Raw genomic sequence first — 14856 nt, forward strand, 5'->3', positions numbered from 1 at the left:
TCAGGCAAGGACGTGCTCGATCTCGTAGATGCGCGCCGCGGTGCCGGCGAAGAGGCTACGCTTCTCGTTCTCGCTTGCCCCGGCGGCGAGCCGCTTGAAGGCGTTCCACAGCACCGGGTAGCTGGCGCCCCAGCGGTCCACCGGATAGTTGCTTTCGAACATCGCCCGATCGGCGCCGAACGCTTCGATGCAGGTGTCGATGTACGGCTTCCACAGCGCGGCGAGTTCCTCGGAGCTGTAGCCTTCGGCCGGGCCTTCCTCCGGCATGCCGCAGAAGGCCATCGCGAGGCCGCCGAGCTTGACGGTGACGTTCGGGCATTCCGCGATCGCGCGCACGCTGGTGCGCCAGCGCTCAAAATGCTCGCCCAGCGTACCGCGATAGCAGGCGATGTTGAGCGGGGTGCCGCAGTGGTCGAGCACGATCGGCTGATCGGGAAAGGCGCGCGCGAGATCGAGCACGTCGCCAAGCTGCGGTTCGAGCACCCACGCATCGAAGGTCAGCCCGCGCTTGCCGAGTTCGGCAAACCCTTCGCGGAACTTGGCGCCGCGATAGAGGCCTTCGGGTGCATGGAAGGGTGGACCGAGCACTTCCGGGTCGGCGTCCCACGCACCCTGATGGCGGATGCCGACGAAGCGCGGGGATGCGGCCTGCAGCGCGTCGAGCACTTCGCCGGCCGCCGCACCCAGCCTCAGGTCCGCGTGGCCGACGATCGCCGCACAAGGGCGATAGGCGCCGTAGAGCCCGCTTGCCCCCTGCGCGGCGACGCCATTCGCGAACTCGACCTCCCCGACGGGCTTCAGCGCGTCTCTGCGGCTTGCATCGTAAAACGCGCCGCACTCCATGAACACGGTGGCGAGGACGTTATGGCCGCTCTGCGTATCCGTCTGAAGCTGGTCGAACGTGTACTGGGCCGCGCCGACAATCGCTTCCAGGAAAGCGTGCCGCGGCTCGGGAAATGCCGGCAGAAGTGGGCGCAGGTCCCACAAGTGGTGATGCGGATCGACGATCGGCAGATCGGGTTCGATGATCTCTTCGGTCATGGCGGCTCCTCCCGGATCGCCACGCTAACCGCACCGCCGATGTTGACAAGCTAGATCGCAGCAGCCGAGTTCGCCGCGCTCAGCACGGCGCGCACGCTGGCGGTGGCCACGTCCTCGTCGATGCCGCAGCCCCAGACACGCTCGCCGGAGGGCAGGGCGCATTCGAGATAGGCCGCCGCCCGCGCGTCAGATCCCGTGGAGAGCGCATGCTCGGTGTAGTCACATACCTCCAGGTCCAGCCCGAAACTGTCCTTCAGGGTCGCCACCACCGAGGAGATCAGGCCGTTGCCGCGCCCGGAAACGCTCTGCACTTTCCCTTCCACCTCGACCGTCCCGGCAAACACGCGGGTACCGTCGCCAGCGCGCGTTTCCTCATAGTCGACGAGCTGAAAGTGCTTGGGCCGCACCTGCACGTGGTAGGTTTGCTTGAAAACCTCCCAAATGTCGGCGGCGTTAAGCTCGCGCCCGAGCTCGTCAGCCATGCGCTGGACGTGCTTGGAGAAGTCCGCCTGCATCTTCTTGGGCAGCTTGAGCCCCTGATCCTGCTCCAGCACCCAGGCGAAGCCGCCCTTGCCGGACTGCGAGTTGACGCGGATCACCGCCTCGTAGTCGCGGCCGAGATCGGCCGGATCGATCGGCAGGTAGGGCACGCGCCAGAATTCGTCGTTCTGCTTCCCGCGAGCCTCGAACCCCTTCTTGATCGCATCCTGATGGCTGCCGGAGAAGGCGGTGAACACAAGCTCGCCGCCATAGGGATGGCGCTGGTGGACCGGGATCTGGTTGCAGTACTCGACCGTCTCGATGATCCGGTCGATGTCGGAGAAGTCGAGCCCCGGATCGACGCCCTGCGTGTACATGTTGAGCGCTACGGTCACGAGGCAGCAGTTGCCGGTGCGCTCGCCATTGCCGAAGAGGCAGCCTTCGACGCGGTCCGCGCCTGCCATCAGGCCGAGCTCGGCCGCTGCGACGCCGGTGCCGCGGTCGTTGTGCGTGTGGAGGCTGATCACCGCGCTCTCGCGGTTCGGCAGATTGCGGCAGAAGTATTCGATCTGGTCGGCATAGATGTTGGGCGTCGCCGCCTCGACCGTCGCCGGAAGGTTGAGGATGATCGGCCGCTCCGGTGTGGGCGCCAGCACCTCCATCACCGCCTCGCAGACCTCGATCGAGAAATCGAGCTCGGCGGTGGAGAACGTCTCCGGGCTGTACTGGAAATGCCATTCGGTCCCGGGGTGGCTGCTCGCCTCGTCGCGCATGACCTTGGCACCCGCGACGGCGATTGCCTTCACCTCCTCGCGGCTCATGCGGAACACGATATCGCGCCAGGCGGGGCTGACCGCATTGTAGAGGTGCACGATTGCCGCGCGCGCGCCGTCGAGGCTGGCGAAGCTGGTGCGGATCAGATCCTCGCGGCTCTGCGTGAGGACCTGCACCACCACGTCGTCGGGAACGCGTCCAGAGCGGACGAGGCCCTGGATGAAGTCGAACTCGGTCGCGCCCGCGCTGGGGAAGCCGACCTCGATTTCCTTCACCCCGATCTCGACCAGAAGGTCGAAGAAACGGTTCTTCTTCGCCGAATCCATCGGGTCGACGATGGCCTGGTTGCCGTCGCGCAGGTCGGTCGAGAGCCAGCGCGGCGCGGCCTCGATCGCGCGCGTCGGCCATTGGCGATCGGCCAAGGGCACCTGGGGGAAGGGGCGGTACTTGCGCGACGGTTCGCGGAGCATGGTCATTGTAGGGAATCTCGCAACGGAAGGTTCTGCTGTCTGGTGGCCTGACCCCTTGGGCGCCTCGCGCACCCGCAAGGCACGCGTCAGGTCACGCCCAAGGGCGAGTAAGTCGAAGCAGAATAAGTCCGTTGCGTGTCATGGTGCTCCCAATGACTCAAAGTTACCGCGATGGCAAGCGATCGAGGCCGGATTATTCCGCCGGGCGCTTCTCGAAGGCGGCGGTGAACTCCAGTTCCACGTCGTCGGACACCACCGGCACGCCGAAGCCGATGCCGAAATCCGAGCGCTTGATAAGGCCTCGGCCTTCGAAGCCGACCGTCTCCGCCTTCGTCATCGGATTGGGGCCGGTGCCGGTGAAGCGCGCCGCGAGCGTAACCTCTTTTGTGACGCCGTTCAGCGTCAGATCGCCGACCACGTCGGCCGTCATGCCGCCGGGGCTGACCTGGACCGACTTCGAGACGAATCGCGCCGGCGCGGGCTCGGGGCCGAAGAAGTCGGGCGCGCCGCCATCCTTGCCGGGCCGCAGCAGGTGATCGCGCAGTCCCTCGCTCGCAACCGTGACGCTGGCGACCGGGATCGTGACGTCGACCGACGACTGGCCCGGATTGGCCGGATCGAGTCGCAGCGTTCCCTCGACATCGCCGAAGATGCCGAAATAGTCGTTGAAGCCGAAGTGGTTGACCCGCCACTGGACCAGGCTGTGCGCCGGATCGGCGGCATAAGTGCCGCCGGTGATCTTGCTCGGATCGATGACGCCCGGCACCTCGGGCGGCGCATCCTGCGCGCCGAGCGTGGTCAGGGCCGAGAGGCCGAGCGTTGCCGCGCCGATTGCGGCGATCCAGGTCGTCTTCGTCATCTCGCGTCTCCGTATGCTGTCGGCGCGAAAGATGCCGTCAGTTCTTCTCCTTGTCGACCAGCTTGTTCTGGCCGATCCAGGGCATCATCGCCCGCAGGCGGGCGCCGGTCTGCTCGATCGGGTGCGCTTCGGCCGCCTTTCGGGCGGCCTTGAGCTCGGGCTGGCCGGCCCGGTTGTCGAGGACGAAGTTCTTCACGAAGCGGCCCGACTGGATGTCGGCCAGCACTCGCTTCATCTCCGCCTTGGTCTCTTCGGTGATGATCCGCGGACCGGTGCTGATGTCGCCGTATTCGGCGGTGTTGCTTATCGAATAGCGCATGTTGGCGATCCCGCCTTCGTAGAGCAGGTCGACGATCAGCTTGGTTTCGTGGAGGCACTCGAAATAGGCCATCTCGGGTGCGTAGCCGGCTTCGACCAGCGTTTCGAACCCGGCCTGGATCAGGTGGGTGATGCCGCCGCAGAGCACCGCCTGCTCGCCGAACAGGTCGGTTTCGCACTCTTCCTTGAAGTTCGTCTCGATGATCCCGCTGCGGCCGCCTCCGACGCCGCTGGCATAGGCGAGGGCGACGTCGTGCGCATTGCCGGTCGCGTCCTGGTGGACCGCGATCAGGCACGGGACGCCGCCGCCGCGCTGGTATTCGCTGCGCACCGTGTGGCCCGGGCCCTTCGGCGCGATCATGATCACGTCGATGTCCTTCGGCGCCTCGATCAGGCCGAAGTGGATGTTGAGCCCGTGGGCGAAGGCGATCGCGCTACCCGGCTTCATGTTGCCGGCGAGATCGTTCTCCCAGATCGCGGCCTGATGTTCATCGGGCGCGAGGATCATCAGCACGTCGGCCCATTTCGCCGCTTCGCCGTTCGACATGACGGTGAAGCCGGCGGCTTCCGCTTTCTTGGCGGTGGCCGAACCCTCGCGGAGCGCGATCGCGACGTCCTTCACGCCCGAATCGCGCAGGTTCTGCGCGTGCGCGTGGCCCTGACTGCCGTAGCCGAGCACGGCGATCTTCTTGTTGACGATCAGGTTCAGATCGGCATCGGCGTCGTAGTAGACTTTCACGTCGGTTTCCTCGTCTCTCTCGAATGTCGTCGTCCCAGCGCAAGCTGGGACCGCTGTCCACATAGTCTCACTTGGCTGCGCCCGACCCCAGCTTGGCTGGGGTGCCGGCAAAGGCTCAGGCCCCCTGTGCCCCGCGCATCATCCCCACAATGCCGGTGCGGCCGACTTCGACGAGCCCCAACTCGCGCATGAGGCCGACGAAGCTGTCGACTTTCTCCGGCGGGCCGGTGATCTCGAAGATGAAGCTCTCGGTCGTGGTGTCCACCGGGCGGGCGCGGAAGATGTCGGCGAGGCGCAGCGCCTCGACCCGCTTCTCGCCTGTGCCCGCAACCTTGACCAGCGCCAGCTCGCGCTCGACGTGCGGGCCTTCCTCGGTAAGGTCGACGACCTTGTGCACCGGCACCAGCCTGTCGAGCTGCGCGTGGATCTGGTCGATCACCTCCGGCGGACCGTTGGTGACGATGGTGATCCGGCTGACCGCGTGGTTCTCGGTGATGTCGGCCACGGTCAGGCTGTCGATGTTGTACCCGCGCGCCGTGAACAGCCCCGCGATCTTCGCGAGAATGCCCGCCTCGTTGTCGACGGTGATCGCCAGCACGTGGCGCTGCGATTCGGCTTCCTTGATCAGCATCACACCAGCGCCTTCGCTTCGTCGTCCATCGTGCCGCTGACGCGGTCGCCGTAGAGCAGCATGTCGGTATGCGCAGCGCCGCTCGGGATCATCGGGAAGCAGTTCGCCCCCTTCGACACGCGGCAGTCGACCATCACCGGCCCGTCATGCTCGATCATCGCCTGGATCCCGGCGTCAAGGTCCGCCTCGTCCTCGATCCGGATGCCTTTCCAGCCGTACGCTTCGGCGAGCTTCACGAAGTCGGGCAGGCTGTCGGAGTAGGAATTCGAATAGCGGCTCTCGTAAGTCAGTTCCTGCCACTGGCGGACCATGCCCATGTACTCGTTGTTGAGGATGAATATCTTGACCGGCAGGCGGTACTGGCTCGCGGTGCCGAGTTCCTGGATGTTCATCTGGATCGAGGCTTCACCTGCGATGTCGATCACCAGCGCGTCGGGATTGCCGAGCTGCGCACCGATCGCGGCGGGCAAGCCATAGCCCATCGTGCCGAGGCCGCCGCTGGTGAGCCAGCGGTTGGGATCGGAGAAGCCGAAATACTGCGCCGCCCACATCTGGTGCTGGCCCACTTCGGTCGAGATGATCGGGTTGTGGTGGCGGGTGAGGGCGAACAGCCGCTCGATCGCCTTCTGCGGCATGATCTCGGTCTTGCTCGGCGGATAGGCCAGGCATTCGCAGGCACGCCAGCCAGCGATGCGGGCCTTCCATTCGCCGAGATCGCGCGGTTTGCGCGTGCCCCATGCGGCGATCAATTGGCGTAACACATGCCCGCAGTCGCCCAGGATAGCGAGGTCGACCGGCACGGTCTTGTTGATCGAGCTCCTGTCAATGTCGATGTGTATCTTCTTCGAATCAGGGGAGAACGCGTCGAGCCGTCCTGTCACGCGATCGTCGAAACGGGCGCCGATGCAGACCATCACGTCGCAGCGATTCATCGCCATGTTCGCTTCGTAGGTTCCGTGCATGCCGAGCATGCCGAGCCAGTCCGGATGATCGGAAGGAAACGCGCCGAGACCCATCAGAGTGCTGGTGACGGGCGCGCCGGTCAGGTCCTGCAGACGGCGCAGCAGTGCACTCGCCTCGGGGCCCGAGTTGATGACGCCCCCGCCGGTGTAGAAGATCGGGCGCTCGGCCGCGGCCAGCATCTCGATCGCCTGAGCGATCTCGTCCGTCTCGCCTTGCACCGGCGGCGAATAGCGGGATGAGGGCAGGGGAGCAGTGTCCTGGTCGTCCCAGCTTGCGAGAGCGATCTGCACGTCCTTCGGGATGTCGATCACCACCGGACCGGGCCGCCCAGTCGTGGCGATGCGGAAGGCTTCCTCGATCGTCGCGCGGAGCTGTGTCGGATCCTTCACCAGATAATTGTGCTTGGTGCAGTGGCGGGTGATGCCGATCGTATCGGCTTCCTGGAACGCGTCGGTTCCGATCAGCGCCGTCGGCACCTGGCCGGTGATGACCACCATCGGGATGGAATCCATGAAAGCGTCGGCAATGCCGGTCACCGCATTGGTCGCGCCGGGGCCGGAGGTGACAAGCACCACGCCCGGCTTGCCGGTCGAGCGCGCGTAGCCTTCGGCCGCGTGAGCTGCGCCGGCCTCGTGGCGGACGAGGATGTGGCGGACGCGCGTGTCGGCGAAGAGCTCATCGTAGATCGGTAGCACCGCGCCGCCGGGATAGCCGAAGACGAATTCGACGCCCTCCCGAACCAGGCATTCGATCAGGATGGATGCGCCGCTGCGCTCCTCCGCCATTGTCCGACCCTTTCCTTCTCAACTTCGTCATACGCTGAAAAAAGATCGACCCGGCGCGGAGGGGGTGTTCGCGCCGGGCCAAACTGTTCACTTTGATCCGACTATGCGACAGAATATGATATGTCAAGAGCTATTGGTGAAACAATAATGCGAATTGCCCCTCGATATCATTCTGAAGTGACTCGACGCGCATCCATTCTTGCGGAGGCTGGCGGCGGAACCAGGTGTACTGCCGCTTGGCGTAGTTGCGCGTCGCCTGCTGCCCTGCGGCAATCATCTCTTCACGCGAGTGTTCGCCCCTCAGCCAAGCCGCGATCTCGCGAACGCCGATCGCGCGCATGACGGGCAGCATGGGATCGAGCCCGCGTGCCAGCAGCGCCTCGACTTCCTCCACCGCACCCGATTCGATCATCATCTCGAAACGCCGGTCGCAACGTTGGTAGAGCCACGCACGATCAGGGAGCAGGACCAGCGGGTGAAGCGTGACCGCGCCGCCGATGCCGCCTTCGCGCAGCGTCTGCCAATGGGCGAGCGTATAGCCGGTAGACCGGACGACTTCGAGCGCCCGGGCAACCCGCGTCGTATCGGCGGGAGCGAGCTGTGCGGCGCGATCGGGGTCGAGCGCCGCGAGCTCGGCATACGCTTCGTTCACCGGCATGGCGCGAACCTTTTCCCGGATATCCGGCTCGATCGGCGGCACGGGCGCGATCCCCTCGATTAGGGTACGCAGATAGAGCCCAGTCCCGCCGACCAGAATCGGGACGCCATCGCGCGCGTGCATCTCCGCGATCTCGACTTTCGCGCGCGAGGCCCAGTCGGCAGCGGAACAGGCCTCCGCCCCGTCCCAAGCGCCGAACAGCCGGTGCGGCACTCCGGCCATCTCTTCCTCGGAAGGCCGCGCGCTGAGGACGCGCAAGTCGCGATAGACCTGTGCGCTGTCGGCGTTGATTACCGCCGCGGGCCGACCGCTTTCCATCAGCGCGCGCCCGAGACGCACGGCGAGATCACTCTTGCCGCTCGCGGTCGGCCCTGCGATGAGCGCCACCGGCGGCCGTTCGCGGCGGGATTTCGGAGAATTTGCGGTGCTCATCGCCCGGCTGATAGCAGACCCGGTAAACCTTGAAACGCGCCTCGACCGCGCGACCGCCGCGCTCGAGCGCGAGGGGATGCGCGTGGCCGTGGCGCAGATGCTCGACTTCTGCGGCGACGTGTTGGAAATCGGATTGCCGGAAGGCGACGCAGCGGCGCTTCGTGCGATCCTCTACGAGCATTTCACGCCCGCTGACCTGCTCGTCTCGGCACGCGATATCGCCGTGCCCGACCTGTTCGTATCGGACATGGACTCGACCATGATCGGGCAGGAATGCATCGATGAGCTGGCCGATTTCGCCGGGTTCAAAGATCGCGTCGCGGCGATCACCGAGCGGGCCATGCAAGGGGAGCTCGACTTCGCCAGCGCGCTTACCGAACGCGTCGGGCTGCTCGCCGGCCTTTCCGAAGAGACGATCACCACTTGCCTCACCGAACGCATCCGCCCGATGGACGGCGCGAGAACGCTCGTCGCAACGCTGAAGGCGAAAGGCTGCCGCACCGTGCTGGTGACAGGCGGCTTCCATCACTTCGCCGACCCGGTGGCCGAGGACATCGGATTCGAGCAGGTGGTCGGCAACCGCCTCGCTGTTGCCGACGGCAAGCTGACTGGCGCGGTCGCCGGCGCGATCACCGACAGTTCGGTGAAGGAGCGCGTCCTGCGCGAGGAGGCGGCGAAGATCGGCCTCGATGCGACGAGTCTCGCTGCCGGGGACGGGGCGAACGACATCCCGATGCTGCGCGCGGCGACCTGGGGGCTGGCCTACCGCGGGAAGCCGAAAGCGCGCGAGGCGGCCGACGGATGGATCGACCGTGGCGATTTGACAGCGGTGCTCGAGCTGCTCGGCGTGCCCCATGAGGAATGGGTGAGCGGGTAGGGCGCGCGAGCCGACTCCCGTCGCGCGAGGCCCTTCCCCAGTCCCAGCGAAGGCTGGGACCTCGAGCTGTCGGGCGAAACGCCAGCGGCCTGAGGCCCCTGCCTTCGCAGGGGCTCGCGAAAGGCTGCCAACAGAACTAGCTTTCAATTTGCAACTGAAATGCTACATTGACAGGTGTGTCAGTAAGGGGCGACGCGATGACCGAAGTGCAGACCCTGCCGCATGCCGATCCGAACGCCGCCTGCGCGAGCGACGGCACGCTGTTCCGCAATCCCGCGCGGCCGGAAGTCAGACGCGACGTCGGCAAGGCGCTTCATCATTTCCGCGAGCTGCTGAAGGATAAGGAAGATACCGAGCAGGTCTTCCACATCTACGAGGCCTTGCCGTCGAAGACCTTCTTCCCTCGGGCCCGCGCGCTGACGCTAAGCGCAGAGGGTGAGGAACTGCGCGCGAACGAACCCTTTCTGCCGCCGATCCTCGACGATCACGATGCGCTGCGGCGGTTGCCGGCGGGCAGCGTCGCCCATGCCTACGTGGATTTCATGGAGCGCGAAGGACTGACCGCGGCGGGCCTGGTCGCCGAATCGGACAAGATGGGCCGGCCGAAGTACGGCGATCTCATCGAATGGTACGGTTTCCGCCAGCGCGACACGCACGACCTGATGCACGTTCTGACCGGCTACGGCCGCGATGCGCTGGGCGAGCAGTGCGTGCTGCTGTTCACCCATGGGCAGAGCCCGAGCCACGGGCATCTGCTGCTCGGCTATGCGGGCGCGCTCAACATCAAGAAGCAGGTCAAGAGCAAGGCGCCTGTCTACCGCGCGGTGCGCGAGGCGCATCGGATCGGCAATGCCTGTCCGTCGATCGTCGAGATGTCGGTGCGCGAGCTGCTCGCCATGGACCTGCAGGACGCGCGGCAGAAGCTGCGGATCACGGAACCGAAATGGTATCGCCGCTGCCACGAGGTGTGGCGCGGCGAGGGCGTCGACCCGTACGACCTTCTCGGTAAGGCGATGACGGAGAAGCTGGCGGCCTGACCCTTCGGATGGTTCTCAGCTGGCTTTTGGCCAACTAGCGGGTTTCGCGTCTCCAGCGGGCTGTGATCCATGCGATCGGAATGCCGACCAGGACGCAGTGCGAGAACAGCGCGTTGCCAATATTCCATGCGATCTCCGCCACGCTGTCGCCTGCGTAAGCCGCCGGCGGCCACTGCGCGGGCCAGCGCAGCGGGCGGACGATCCAGTACATGATGACCCATAGAAGCAAGCCGTAGAGCAGCCCGGCCGTCACGGGATGCTGCAGCGTTTTGGAGAAATTCGGCGCGATCACGACGTAGGTGGCGACCATCGCCAGCATGATTGCAAAGTGCGTCAGCAGCCCGAGCGGCGCGCCGGCCGCACTCTCGTACATCCCGTCGCCCAAAGGGCCACTGGCGACGAACTGCAGAACCTGGGTAGGCGTAACGCCGGCCATTCCGGCAAAGACGAACGCCGAAAGGATGTCGAGCGTCCCAGCGACAAGCCATGCGATGACAATCGTGCGTGCCATTCAAGGGCTCCCCTCACCTTTACCCCTATCCCGCATTACCCGTTCGGATCACGCTTGTCGAAGCACCGCGTTCTTCCGGTGCATTGCCTAGCGACAGAAAGGCGGCCTTCAGACGAACTCAGGACCGACGGATAGGGCTCAAGTTTGCATCCAGTCGCGGAAGAAGCTCTGGTGCGCCTCGCGCAGGTCGGCCAGCGGAACGCCCAGCAGCTTGTCGCCGCCGACCGTGCCGAGGCGGCGGAAACCGATCATCGCGGTCTCGGCATTCTCGGTGCCCTTGGCCAGCGCTTCGTTGAGCGCGTCGGCATCGGGCACGGTCACGACATAGCGGCCCTGGTCCTCGCCGAACCACCACTGTGCCGCGGTGTAGGCCTCGTTGCCGCTGACCTCGGCGCCGATCCCGCTAGCGAGCGCCATCTCCGCCAGAGCGACCGCCAAGCCGCCGTCCGAAATGTCGTGCACCGCATTGACCAGCCCGTCGGTGATGAGCTGGCGCACAATCTCGCCCGCGTTGCGCTCGATGGTCAGGTCGGTGGGCGGCGTGCGGCCTTCGTCACGGCCGTGGATCTCGCGCAGCCACAGCGACTTGCCGAGATGCGAGCGCGTCGGGTCGGGCTTGGCCCAGTATTCGGCCGCAACGAGGTAGACGATGTCGCCTTCGTTCTTGAACGGCATCGTCATCATGCGGCCGTAGTCCTCGATCACGCCCAGGCCGCCGATCGCCGGCGTCGGGAGGATCGCGCTGCCGCCGCCGGTCGCCTTGCTCTCGTTGTAGAGGCTGACGTTGCCGCTCACGATCGGGAAGTCGAGCGCGCGGCAGGCGTCGCCCATGCCTTCGAGGCAGCCGGTGAACTGGGCCATGATCTCGGGCCGCTGCGGATTGGCGAAGTTGAGGCAATTGGTCACCGCCAGCGGCCGCGCGCCGACCGCGCAGAGGTTGCGGTAGGCCTCGGCGATTGCCTGCTTTCCGCCTTCGTAGGGGTCGGCGTAGCAGTAGCGCGGCGTGCAGTCGGTCGTCATCGCCAGCGCCTTGCGGGTGCCGTGGACGCGGACCACGCCCGCGTCACCGCCGGTCTGGAGCGTGTCGGCGCCGACCTGGCTGTCGTACTGCTCGGCGATCCAGCGGCGCGAGGCGAGGTCGGGGCAGGCCATAAGCTTGAGCAGGTCCGCGCCGATGTCGGTGCTCTGAGGCACGTCATTGAGGGGCTTGATCTGCGCCCAGGCCTTGTAGTCCTCGCGGCTCATTGCCGGGCGGTCGTAGAGCGGCGCGTCGGCCGCGAGCGGGCCGAGCGGAATGTCGCACACGACCTCGCCGTCGAATTCGAGCACCATATGCTGCGTGTCGGTGACTTCGCCGATGACCGCGAAGTCGAGCTCCCACTTGCGGAAGATTTCTTCGGCCATCGCCTCCTTGCCGGGCTTGAGAACCATGAGCATGCGCTCCTGACTCTCGCTCAGCATCATCTCGTAGGGGGTCATGCCGTCCTCGCGGCAGGGCACCTGATTCATGTCGAGCCGGATGCCAGCCTTACCGTTAGTCGCCATCTCGACGCTGGAGGAGGTGAGGCCCGCCGCGCCCATGTCCTGAATCGCGACGATCGCGTCGGTCGCCATCAGTTCGAGGCAGGCTTCGATCAGCAGCTTCTCTGTGAACGGATCGCCGACCTGCACCGTGGGGCGTTTGGCGTCGGCATCTTCGGCGAAGTCGGCGCTCGCCATCGTTGCACCGTGGATGCCGTCGCGACCGGTCTTGGAGCCGACATAGACGATCGGGTTACCGACGCCGGTTGCGGCCGAGTAGAAGATCCGGTCCGCATCGGCGACGCCCACGGTCATCGCGTTGACCAAGATGTTGCCATCGTACGCCGGGTGGAAGTTCGTCTCCCCGCCCACGGTCGGTACGCCGACGCAGTTGCCGTAGCCGCCGATGCCCGCGACAACGCCCTGCACGAGGTGCTTCATCTTCGGATGGTCCGGCCGACCGAAGCGCAGCGCGTTCATGTTCGCGACCGGCCGTGCGCCCATCGTGAACACGTCGCGCAGGATGCCGCCCACCCCCGTCGCCGCGCCCTGATAGGGCTCGATGTAGCTGGGGTGGTTGTGGCTCTCCATCTTGAAAATCGCGGCTTGTCCGTCGCCGATGTCGATCACACCCGCGTTCTCGCCCGGTCCGCAGATGACCCACGGCGCCTCGGTCGGGAGCTTCTTCAGGTGGAGGCGCGAGCTCTTGTAGGAGCAATGCTCGGACCACATGACGGAGAATATGCCGAGCTCGACGAGGTTCGGCTCGCGGCCCAGCGCGTGCAGGACGCGCTCGTATTCTTCGGAGCTGAGGCCGTGCTGTTCGACGACTTCGGGGGTGATCGCGGACTCGGAGGTAGCCATGCGCGCGCCCTTAGCCTTGGTATGCCCGCGCCGCCAGTCCCACGTCATGCCCGAACGCGCGACAAATCCACATCATCCGCCTTCTCCCCCGCCTGTCGCCTTGACCAAGCGGGGGGCGCCCGCCAATGCTTCTGCGCCATGACCGAGGCTGCGCCCGAAATCGCCGAAATGTCCTTCGAAGATGCGCTGCGCGCGCTGGAGGAGATCGTGAGGAAGCTCGAGGGCGGCGAAGTCCCGCTCGACGATTCGATCACGCTTTACGAGCGCGGCGAGCAGTTGCGCCGGCACTGCCAGGCGCGGCTCGACGCGGCGCAGGCGCGGATCGAGAAAATCGTGACCGGGCCGGACGGGCAGCCGCGCGGTACCGCACCGTTCGGCGCGGACGGCTAACGTGCAACTGGTCGGCGATCGGGCGGATATTCTTTCCGGAAACCTTGCGCGGGTCCAGCGCGAGGTCGACGCCGCGTTCGAAGAGTTCCTTCCCGTTCCCGACGATACCCGCGCGCGTCTGGTCGAGGCGATGCGCTACGCCGCGATCGGCGGCGGCAAGCGGGTTCGCCCGCTGTTGGTGATGGCGACCGCCGGGATGTACGGCGTCGCACGACAGACGGCAGTGAAGGCCGGATGCGCGGTCGAGGCGATTCACGTCTATTCGCTGATCCACGATGACCTGCCGTGCATGGACGACGATGATCTGCGCCACGGCAAGCCCACACTGCACCGGGCTTACGATGAAGCGACCGCAGTGCTCGCCGGCGATGCGCTCCACGCGCTCGCCTTCGAGATCCTCTCAATGCCCGAAACCGTCAGCGACCCTTTTTGCCGCGCCGAGCTGATCGCTACGCTTGCGGGCGCGAGCGGCATGGGCGGCATGGCTGGCGGGCAGATGATGGACATGGCCGCCGCCGAGAAGGCCTACGATCTTCGCGCCATCACCCGGCTGCAGCAGCTCAAGACCGGCGCCCTGCTGACCGCTGCCGTGGAGATGGGTGCGATACTCGGCCGCGTCCCGGTCGATTCCCGGGGTCACCTGCGCAACTACGCCCGCGACGTGGGTCTTGCCTTCCAAATAGCCGACGACCTGCTCGATCACGAGGGCGACGAAGCCAAGGCCGGCAAGGCGCTGCGCAAGGACGACCAGAAGGGCAAGCAGACTTTCGTGACGCTGATGGGCGCCGACAAGGCACGCGACCAGGCACATGCGCTGGTCGAACAGGGGATTGGCCATCTCGCGCCGCACGGCCGCGAGGCCGATCTACTGCGCGCGCTGGCGCGGTACATCGTGGAGAGAGACAGGTGAGTGCCAAGGAAGATTCGGAGCGCATCGGCGTATACCCAGGTACGTTCGACCCGATCACGCTCGGGCATGCCGATATCATCCGGCGCGGGGCGAAGCTCGTCGACCGGCTGATCATCGGGGTGACGACCAATCCGTCGAAGAACCCGATGTTCTCGCCCGAGGAACGGATGGAGATGGTGCGGCGCGAGGTTGCCTCGCTCGGGCTCGGCAACGTCGACGTGGTCGGGTTCAACGCGCTGTTGATGAAGTTTGCGCGGGCGCAGGGCGCAAGCATGATCGTGCGCGGTCTGCGCGCCGTGGCCGACTTCGAATACGAATATCAGATGGCGGGCATGAACCAGCAGCTCGACGACGAGATCGAGACGGTATTCCTGATGGCCGATGTCTCGCTCCAGCCGATCGCGTCGAAGCTGGTCAAGGAGATCGCGCTGTTCGGCGGCGACATCTCCCCCTTCGTCAGCCCCGCGGTGTGTGACGAGGTGATCGCGCGGGTCGACGAGATCGGACGCCGGGGGGATTACTGATCCTTCCTTCGAAATATCCCGCCGCGCATCATTCATTGAACCGACAGTCCCCCGGCGCTAGACGCTGCCGCC

The 14856-nt window shown here is 65.9% G+C and carries 14 protein-coding genes; 5 read left to right on the plus strand and 9 right to left on the minus strand.

The window, feature by feature from the left end:
* From AC3A5N_RS06870 to miaA, 7 genes are all read right to left on the minus strand, one after another.
* The gene (locus tag AC3A5N_RS06870; RefSeq protein ID WP_487736562.1) at positions 1–1041 is read right to left on the minus strand and encodes an amidohydrolase family protein; all 1041 of its coding nucleotides are present in this window, start codon (positions 1039–1041) and stop codon (positions 1–3) included.
* 50 nt (positions 1042–1091) lie between these two features.
* Complete coding sequence (leuA, locus tag AC3A5N_RS06875; protein ID WP_487736563.1) at positions 1092–2771, minus strand: 2-isopropylmalate synthase; 1680 nt, start codon at positions 2769–2771, stop codon at positions 1092–1094.
* 187 nt (positions 2772–2958) lie between these two features.
* The gene (locus AC3A5N_RS06880; RefSeq protein ID WP_487736564.1) at positions 2959–3624 is read right to left on the minus strand and encodes a YceI family protein; all 666 of its coding nucleotides are present in this window, start codon (positions 3622–3624) and stop codon (positions 2959–2961) included.
* Between the two features lie 37 nt (positions 3625–3661).
* A complete protein-coding gene (gene ilvC / locus AC3A5N_RS06885) occupies positions 3662–4681 on the minus strand; it encodes a ketol-acid reductoisomerase (protein ID WP_487736565.1) in 1020 nt (339 codons plus the stop codon).
* A gap of 115 nt (positions 4682–4796) precedes the next feature.
* A complete protein-coding gene (gene ilvN / locus AC3A5N_RS06890; RefSeq protein WP_487736566.1) occupies positions 4797–5312 on the minus strand; it encodes an acetolactate synthase small subunit in 516 nt (171 codons plus the stop codon).
* On the minus strand, positions 5312–7060 hold the full coding sequence (gene ilvB, locus AC3A5N_RS06895) for a biosynthetic-type acetolactate synthase large subunit (RefSeq protein WP_487736567.1): 1749 nt from the start codon (positions 7058–7060) through the stop codon (positions 5312–5314). The genes ilvN and ilvB overlap by 1 nt, the downstream gene beginning before the upstream one ends.
* A 130-nt stretch (positions 7061–7190) precedes the next feature.
* A complete protein-coding gene (gene miaA, locus AC3A5N_RS06900) occupies positions 7191–8150 on the minus strand; it encodes a tRNA (adenosine(37)-N6)-dimethylallyltransferase MiaA (protein WP_487736568.1) in 960 nt (319 codons plus the stop codon).
* Here miaA and serB point away from each other — a divergent pair.
* Together serB and AC3A5N_RS06910 are read left to right on the plus strand one after the other, a co-directional pair.
* A complete protein-coding gene (gene serB, locus AC3A5N_RS06905) occupies positions 8095–9027 on the plus strand; it encodes a phosphoserine phosphatase SerB (RefSeq protein ID WP_487736569.1) in 933 nt (310 codons plus the stop codon). The genes miaA and serB overlap by 56 nt on opposite strands.
* A gap of 197 nt (positions 9028–9224) precedes the next feature.
* A complete protein-coding gene (locus tag AC3A5N_RS06910) occupies positions 9225–10064 on the plus strand; it encodes a Coq4 family protein (RefSeq protein WP_487736570.1) in 840 nt (279 codons plus the stop codon).
* Positions 10065–10098: 34 nt separating this feature from the next.
* Here the strand turns inward: AC3A5N_RS06910 and AC3A5N_RS06915 are convergent, their stop codons facing one another.
* Complete coding sequence (locus AC3A5N_RS06915; RefSeq protein ID WP_487736571.1) at positions 10099–10575, minus strand: hypothetical protein; 477 nt, start codon at positions 10573–10575, stop codon at positions 10099–10101.
* 138 nt (positions 10576–10713) lie between these two features.
* A complete protein-coding gene (gene purL, locus AC3A5N_RS06920; protein WP_487736572.1) occupies positions 10714–12960 on the minus strand; it encodes a phosphoribosylformylglycinamidine synthase subunit PurL in 2247 nt (748 codons plus the stop codon).
* Positions 12961–13098: 138 nt separating this feature from the next.
* Here purL and AC3A5N_RS06925 point away from each other — a divergent pair, with 138 nt between their 5' ends.
* Genes AC3A5N_RS06925 through coaD form a run of 3 tightly spaced genes read left to right on the plus strand, consistent with a single transcriptional unit; the run spans position 13099 to position 14784 of the window.
* A complete protein-coding gene (locus tag AC3A5N_RS06925) occupies positions 13099–13350 on the plus strand; it encodes an exodeoxyribonuclease VII small subunit (RefSeq protein ID WP_119512307.1) in 252 nt (83 codons plus the stop codon).
* A 7-nt stretch (positions 13351–13357) separates the two neighbouring features.
* Complete coding sequence (locus tag AC3A5N_RS06930; protein WP_487736819.1) at positions 13358–14260, plus strand: polyprenyl synthetase family protein; 903 nt, start codon at positions 13358–13360, stop codon at positions 14258–14260.
* Positions 14257–14784: a pantetheine-phosphate adenylyltransferase gene (gene coaD, locus AC3A5N_RS06935; RefSeq protein WP_487736573.1), complete on the plus strand. Its 528-nt coding sequence runs from the start codon at positions 14257–14259 to the stop codon at positions 14782–14784. Before AC3A5N_RS06930 ends, coaD begins: the two co-directional genes overlap by 4 nt.
* Positions 14785–14856: the final 72 nt, after the last annotated feature.

Source organism: Pelagerythrobacter sp. Soil_C_18, assembly GCF_057657235.1.